This is a genomic window from Streptomyces sp. NPDC058008 (assembly GCF_042886395.1).
Taxonomy (GTDB): domain Bacteria; phylum Actinomycetota; class Actinomycetes; order Streptomycetales; family Streptomycetaceae; genus Streptomyces.
This window is the reverse complement of record NZ_JBHVQX010000001.1, coordinates 413,597-419,771: the sequence shown is the minus strand read 5'-3', so window position 1 is coordinate 419,771 and position 6,175 is coordinate 413,597. Positions and strand designations below refer to the sequence as shown.

Here is a 6,175-nt window from a genome sequence, read left to right as displayed (position 1 = left end):
CTGATCGCGGCGGTGGGGGGGGCGGCGCTCCGGGGCGGCCCGCCCCCGGCCCGCGGAGGGGGGCGCCCCGGGCATCCGGGGCCGCCCTCCTCCGCGTGCCCGAGGGCGCGGCGCCCCTCCCCGGAACCGCGCCGGGCGCGGGCGGGGAGATGCGCCGGTGTCACCCTTCGGAGCCCTCCCGCCGCACCTCGAAGTGGAAGCACCCGTGCTCCACCGCCCGCACGTGCACCAGTGCCACGGCCGGATCGGCGAAGGCCTCCGCGAAGGCCTCGTCGTAGCCCCTCTCCTCGTCGGCCGGGATCTCCAGCAGCCGGCCGCCGGTGATCCTGCCCTCGGCGTCGTAGCGCCGGAGCGTGCGCAGGGCGCCCGCGCGGGAGAACGGGTAGCCGGTCCGGCCCGCCTCCGGGCCCCCGCACGCCCCGGCGTGGATGAAGACCGGGCCCTGTTCGTCGTACGCCCCCGGGCGCGCCCCGGTCCCCGCCGCCCAGCGGCGCAGCGGCGCGTAGGAGACCAGGGCGATCCGCTCCCCCGGCCGGGCTCCGCGCAGGCAGCAGCGCAGGGGGCTGCCGCCCTCCGTGGCCGTGTACGGGGCGCAGGGGCGTCCGGCGTCGTCGGCCGTCCGGAGCTCTGCGAGGGTGCTGGGCCCGATGGGCCGTGCGGTGTGTGCGGTCATGATCCGAGGATGGCGCGGACATCTCCGCGGGTCCGGCGGAAAACGGACATCGCGCTGTCGCCGCCCCACGTGGAAGGATGGCCAAAAACGTCGGATATCAAGGAGATGACCGCGTGCCTGGCACGAATCTGACCCGCGAAGAGGCACAGGAGCGGGCGCGCCTGCTGACCGTGGACGCGTACGAGATCGATCTCGACCTCTCCGGAGCGCAGGAGGGCGGCACCTACAGGTCCGTGACCACCGTGCGCTTCGACTCCGCCGAAGCCGGTGCGGAGACCTTCATCGACCTGGTCGCCCCGGCGGTGCACGACATCGTGCTGAACGGGAAGGACCTGGACGTCGCCTCCGTCTTCCGGGACTCCCGGATCGCGCTGAAGCACCTCCAGGCCGGTGCCAACGAGCTGAAGGTCGTCGCCGACTGCTCGTACACGAACACCGGCGAGGGCCTGCACCGCTTCGTCGACCCGGTCGACGAGCAGGCGTACCTCTACACCCAGTTCGAGGTGCCGGACGCCCGCCGGGTGTTCGCCAGCTTCGAGCAGCCCGACCTGAAGGCGACCTTCCGGTTCACCGTGAAGGCCCCGTCCGGCTGGACCGTGATCTCGAACTCGCCGACGCCCGAGCCGAAGGACGACGTCTGGTCCTTCGAGCCGACGCCGCGCGTCTCCACCTACATCACGGCCCTGATCGCCGGTCCGTACCACTCGGTGCACAGCAGCTACGAGAAGGACGGCCGGTCCGTGCCGCTCGGCATCTACTGCCGGCCGTCGCTCGCCGAGTACCTCGACGCGGACGAGATCTTCGCGGTCACCCGACAGGGCTTCGACTGGTTCCAGGAGAAGTTCGACTACGCGTACCCGTTCGCCAAGTACGACCAGCTCTTCGTCCCGGAGTTCAACGCGGGCGCGATGGAGAACGCGGGCGCGGTCACCATCCGCGACCAGTACGTGTTCCGGTCCAAGGTCACGGACGCGGCCTACGAGACGCGCGCCGAGACGATCCTCCACGAGCTGGCCCACATGTGGTTCGGCGACCTGGTCACCATGGAGTGGTGGAACGACCTCTGGCTGAACGAGTCCTTCGCGACGTACACCTCCATCGCGTGCCAGGCGGACGCCGAGGGCTCGAAGTGGCCGCACTCCTGGACCACGTTCGCCAACTCGATGAAGACCTGGGCCTACCGCCAGGACCAGCTGCCGTCGACGCACCCGATCATGGCGGACATCCAGGACCTCGACGACGTCCTGGTGAACTTCGACGGGATCACGTACGCGAAGGGCGCCTCGGTCCTGAAGCAGCTCGTGGCGTACGTCGGCAAGGACGCGTTCTTCCAGGGCGTGCAGGCGTACTTCAAGGCGCACGCCTTCGGGAACACGCGCCTTTCGGACCTGCTGGGCGCGCTGGAGAAGACCTCCGGCCGTGACCTGAGGACCTGGTCGAAGGCGTGGCTGGAGACGGCCGGCATCAACGTCCTGCGCCCGGAGATCGAGACGGACGGCAACGGCCACGTCACCTCGTTCACCGTGCTCCAGGAGGCCCCGGCGCTGCCCGCGGGCGCGAAGGGCGAGCCCACGCTGCGCCCGCACCGGATCGCCATCGGCTGCTACGACCTCGACGCGGCCGGGAAGCTGGTCCGCACGGACCGCATCGAGCTGGACGTCGAAGGAGAGCGCACCACCGTGCCGTTCCCGTCGGGTACGGCGCGTCCGGCGGTCGTCCTGCTCAACGACGACGACCTGTCGTACGCGAAGGTCCGCCTCGACGAGGAGTCGCTGCGGGTCGTCACCGCGCACCTGGGCGACTTCGCCGAGTCCCTGCCCCGCGCCCTGAGCTGGGCCTCGGCCTGGGACATGACGCGCGACGGCGAGCTGGCCACGCGCGACTACCTGGCGCTGGTCCTCTCCGGGATCGGCAAGGAGTCGGACATCGGCGTGGTGCAGTCGCTGCACCGCCAGGTGAAGCTGGCCCTGGACCTCTACGCCGCCCCGGAGTGGCGTGAGGCGGGTCTGAACCAGTGGACCGAGGCGACGCTGGCGCATCTGCGCGCGGCCGAGCCGGCCGGCGACCACCAGCTGGCCTGGGCACGCGCCTTCGCCGCGACGGCCCGCAGCCCGCTGCACCTCGACGTGCTCCAGTCGCTGCTGGACGGCACGCAGGTCATCGAGGGCCTGGCCGTGGACACGGAGCTGCGCTGGGCGTTCGTACAGCGCCTGGCGGCGACGGGTCTCCTGGACGAGGAGGAGATCACCGCCGAGTACGAGCGCGACAGGACGGCGGCGGGCGAGCGGCACGCGGCGTCGGCGCGCGCGGCTCAGCCCTCCGAGGAGGCGAAGGCGGAGGCCTGGGCGTCGGTCGTGGAGTCGGACAAGCTGCCGAACTCGCTCCAGGAGTCGGTCATCGGCGGTTTCGTGCAGACCGACCAGCGTGAGCTGCTGGCTCCGTACACGGAGAGGTTCTTCACGGCGGTCAAGGACGTCTGGGACTCGCGCAGTCACGAGATGGCCCAGCAGATCGCGGTCGGCCTGTACCCGGCCCTCCAGGTCTCGCAGGAGACCCTGGACGCCACGGACGCGTGGCTGGAGTCGGCACAGCCCGGCGCCGCGCTCCGCCGGCTGATGTCGGAGTCCCGCGCGGGTGTGGAGCGTGCGCTGAAGGCGCAGGCGGCGGACGCCGCGGCGGCCTCCGCGTAACGGGTCCGCGGAAGCGGTGAGGGGGCGCCTCCGCCTGGGGGCGCCCCCTTCGCCGTACGGGGAGGTGGCGGGCGTGGCGCGGGGCACGGCGCGATGCGGTGGGCCGTCCGGCCGGGAGCCCCGCTTCCGGGTGTCCCCCGGGGCCGGGCCTGCGGGGGCCCGGGGCGTCCGGTGGGTACCGCCCGGCGGGCAGGCGCCGTGCGCGCAGCCGTCCGCCGGGCGGGGCCGGGGCGGGAGGGCCGGGGTTACGCGGCCGACTCCCGGTGGCGGCGGGCCAGTTCGGCCGCGCCCTGCTCCGTCAGCGAGCCGTGGAGGCGCATCCGTGCCACGCCCCCGTCGGGGTAGGCGTCCAGGCGCACGTGGGTGACCACGGCCTCGGCGTCCAGCACGAAGCGGTGGAGGGTGTCGGGCTGGAGCCGGGTGCGGGGCAGGATCTCGAACCACTCGCCCGTCGCGCCGTCGCGGCCCTGGAGTCCTGCCCAGCCCGCGGCGTTGCCCTTGAGGTAGGCGGTGTCGATCTCGACCGCGCGCACCGCGCCCTGCGCGGGCAGACGGAAGCGGACCCAGTCGTTCGTGTCGCGGACCCGGCGGCGGCGGTTCTCCCAGCCGTCGTCCATCTTGCGTGACGTGCCCGGCAGGATGATCTGGGCGGGCGAGGAGTAGAAGCGGTCCGACGCGTCCTCGTACATGCCGCCGTTGAGGATCGAGATCAGGTCGATCGTGCCCAGCGCCGCCAGCCAGGCCGGGTCGGGGACGACCTCGCCGTGGACGCGGAGGCGGGCGATGCCGCCGTCGGGGTGCTGGCAGATCCGCAGGTGGGTGTAGCGGCGACCGCCCGTCACCTCGAAGCCGTTGGCCGCGTGGCCGCGTACGGGGGTCCGCGGGACGATCTCCTCCCACTTCACGTCGTCGGCGAGCAGTTCCCCGGGGCCGGGGGCGCCCTCCACGGCCGTCGCCTGGACGGAGACGCGCTGCGGGTAGTTGCCGCGGAAGTGGGCGGTGTCGACGACGATGCCGCGGATGATCCCGGGCGTGCCCAGCCTGACGATCGCCCAGTCGTGCTCCTCGGGGGCGGGGAAGGGGTGCTCCGCGTCCGCGCCCCGGCGGCGGCGGGTCTCCCAGCCGTCCATGATCTTGCCCTTGTGGCCGAACCGCTCGGGGTCGAAGACGGCCGGTTCGCGGATCAGGAGGTTCTCGCGCTCGGCGAAGAACTCGTCGTTCGCCGCGATCACGCCCCCGCCGAGGCGGCGGTCCGCGAGGTCGACCAGACCGGTGAAGGGGAAGTCGCCGGCGCGGTAGTCGGCGTAGGGGTCACCGCCGCCGTAGGGCGCCGCGTCGTTGGCGTGCGGGTCGGTGGAAGGGAGCTCCGTCTGGTTCTTGTCGGTGGGCATGGGACCACTGTGGTGCCGCCCCACCGATCAGGTCCATCGAAAGTTTCCGTACGGTTCTTTCAGTTCTGCTTAAGAATTTTCCTGCGCGAGGTCTTCCGGCCCCGCCCGGCGGATTCCCGCGGCTACCTCGCGCAGCGCCGCCAGCACCCGGGCGACCGCAGGACCGTTCTCCGCCCCCTGCCGTACGGCCGCCACCACGTGGCGGTACGGCCGGTCCGCCTCCAGGACCCGCATCACCACGCCGTCGCGGGGCCGGTCGGAGGCGGAGACCATCCGGGGGACGAGAGCGACGCCCATGGACGCCCGCACCATGGCGAGGATCGCCGTGAACCCGGCGGCGCTGTGGGCCTGCTCGGGAACGAAGCCGGCGGCCTCGCACGCGGCGGTGGTGATCTGCGACCAGGGGCCGGACCCGCCGTAGATCCAGGCTTCCCGGGAGAGGTCCGCCAGCCGCAGGGCGGGCGCCGAGGCGAGTCGGTGGCCGGCGGGCAGTGCCACGTCCAGCGGGTCGGCCAGGAGCGGCAGCAGGGTGAAGCGGGGGTCGCGTGCCGTCGGGGCGTGCGCGGCCAGGGAGAGCGCCAGGTCCACCTCACCGCCGGACAGCAGCTCGTAGGCCCGGGCCGCCTCCGCCTCGCTCACCCGGACCCGGGGGGCGGGCCGCTCCCCCGCCTCCAGGAGCCGGACGGCCGGGACGACGAGCGCGGGCACGGCGGTCGAGAAGGCGCCGACCCGCACCTGGCCGGCCTCGCCCCGCAGATAGCCGGTCAGCTCGGCGTCGGCCCGCTCCAGCTGGGCGAAGACGGCCTCGGCGTGGCGCAGGACGAGGTGCGCGGCGTCGGTGAGCCGGACTCGGCGGCCCTGCGCCTCCAGCAGCGGTACGCCCAACTGCCCGGCGAGGTTGCTGAGCTGCTGCGAGACGGCCGACGGAGTCATGCGCAGGGCTTCGGCGGTGGCGGTGACGGTGCCCCGGTCGCGCAGGGTGCGCAGGATGCGGAGCTTCTTGACGTCCCACTCGGTCATGGCCGAAACCTACCCGCCGCCGGAACGCGGCGGTGCGCCGCGCGGTACGTCATGTCCGCGGCCGGACACGGCGGTGCGCCGCGCGGTACGTCGTACCGGCGGCGCACACGGGAGAACCGTCGGGGTCCTTCGTCCGGGTCGGGCGGCGGGGCCGCGGTCCGGACGAGGGGCCCTGGCTAGGCCTGCTTCTTGGACTTGTCGAGGACCATGACGAGCCCCGCGATCACCAGGAACAGGACGATGGGGGCCGCGACGTAGAGGCCGAGGGTCTCCAGCACGCTCAGCCCCGGACCCGGGTCGTCACCGTCGTCGCGGGTGAGCGCGAGCGCCGGGGACGACATGAGCAGCATCATCAGCGTCGTACCGGCCGCGACGGCGCCGGCGCGCATAGCGTTCTTCTT

Annotated in this window: 5 protein-coding genes; 1 reads left to right on the top strand and 4 read right to left on the bottom strand. The window is 73.1% G+C overall.

Annotated features, from left to right (window positions below; genetic code table 11):
* Positions 1-160: 160 nt before the first annotated feature.
* Positions 161-673 carry a DUF1203 domain-containing protein gene (locus ACFVS9_RS01720; RefSeq protein ID WP_383117574.1) on the bottom strand — a complete coding sequence of 171 codons (513 nt, stop codon included), beginning with the start codon at positions 671-673 and terminating at the stop codon, positions 161-163.
* A gap of 113 nt (positions 674-786) precedes the next feature.
* Between ACFVS9_RS01720 and pepN the strand changes: the two genes are divergently transcribed.
* The gene (gene pepN, locus ACFVS9_RS01715) at positions 787-3,363 is read left to right on the top strand and encodes an aminopeptidase N (protein WP_389929432.1); all 2,577 of its coding nucleotides are present in this window, start codon (positions 787-789) and stop codon (positions 3,361-3,363) included.
* 245 nt (positions 3,364-3,608) lie between these two features.
* Here the strand turns inward: pepN and alc are convergent, their stop codons facing one another.
* The 3 genes from alc to ACFVS9_RS01700 all read right to left on the bottom strand — a co-directional run bounded on the left by alc (position 3,609) and on the right by ACFVS9_RS01700 (position 6,163).
* Positions 3,609-4,754 carry an allantoicase gene (alc, locus tag ACFVS9_RS01710; protein ID WP_389929430.1) on the bottom strand — a complete coding sequence of 382 codons (1,146 nt, stop codon included), beginning with the start codon at positions 4,752-4,754 and terminating at the stop codon, positions 3,609-3,611.
* Positions 4,755-4,823: 69 nt separating this feature from the next.
* Positions 4,824-5,774 (bottom strand): LysR family transcriptional regulator, encoded by a 951-nt coding sequence (locus tag ACFVS9_RS01705; protein WP_383117571.1) that lies wholly within the window; start codon positions 5,772-5,774, stop codon positions 4,824-4,826.
* 176 nt (positions 5,775-5,950) lie between these two features.
* Positions 5,951-6,163, bottom strand: a complete 213-nt coding sequence (locus tag ACFVS9_RS01700; RefSeq protein WP_383117576.1) for a hypothetical protein — start codon at positions 6,161-6,163, stop codon at positions 5,951-5,953.
* Positions 6,164-6,175: the final 12 nt, after the last annotated feature.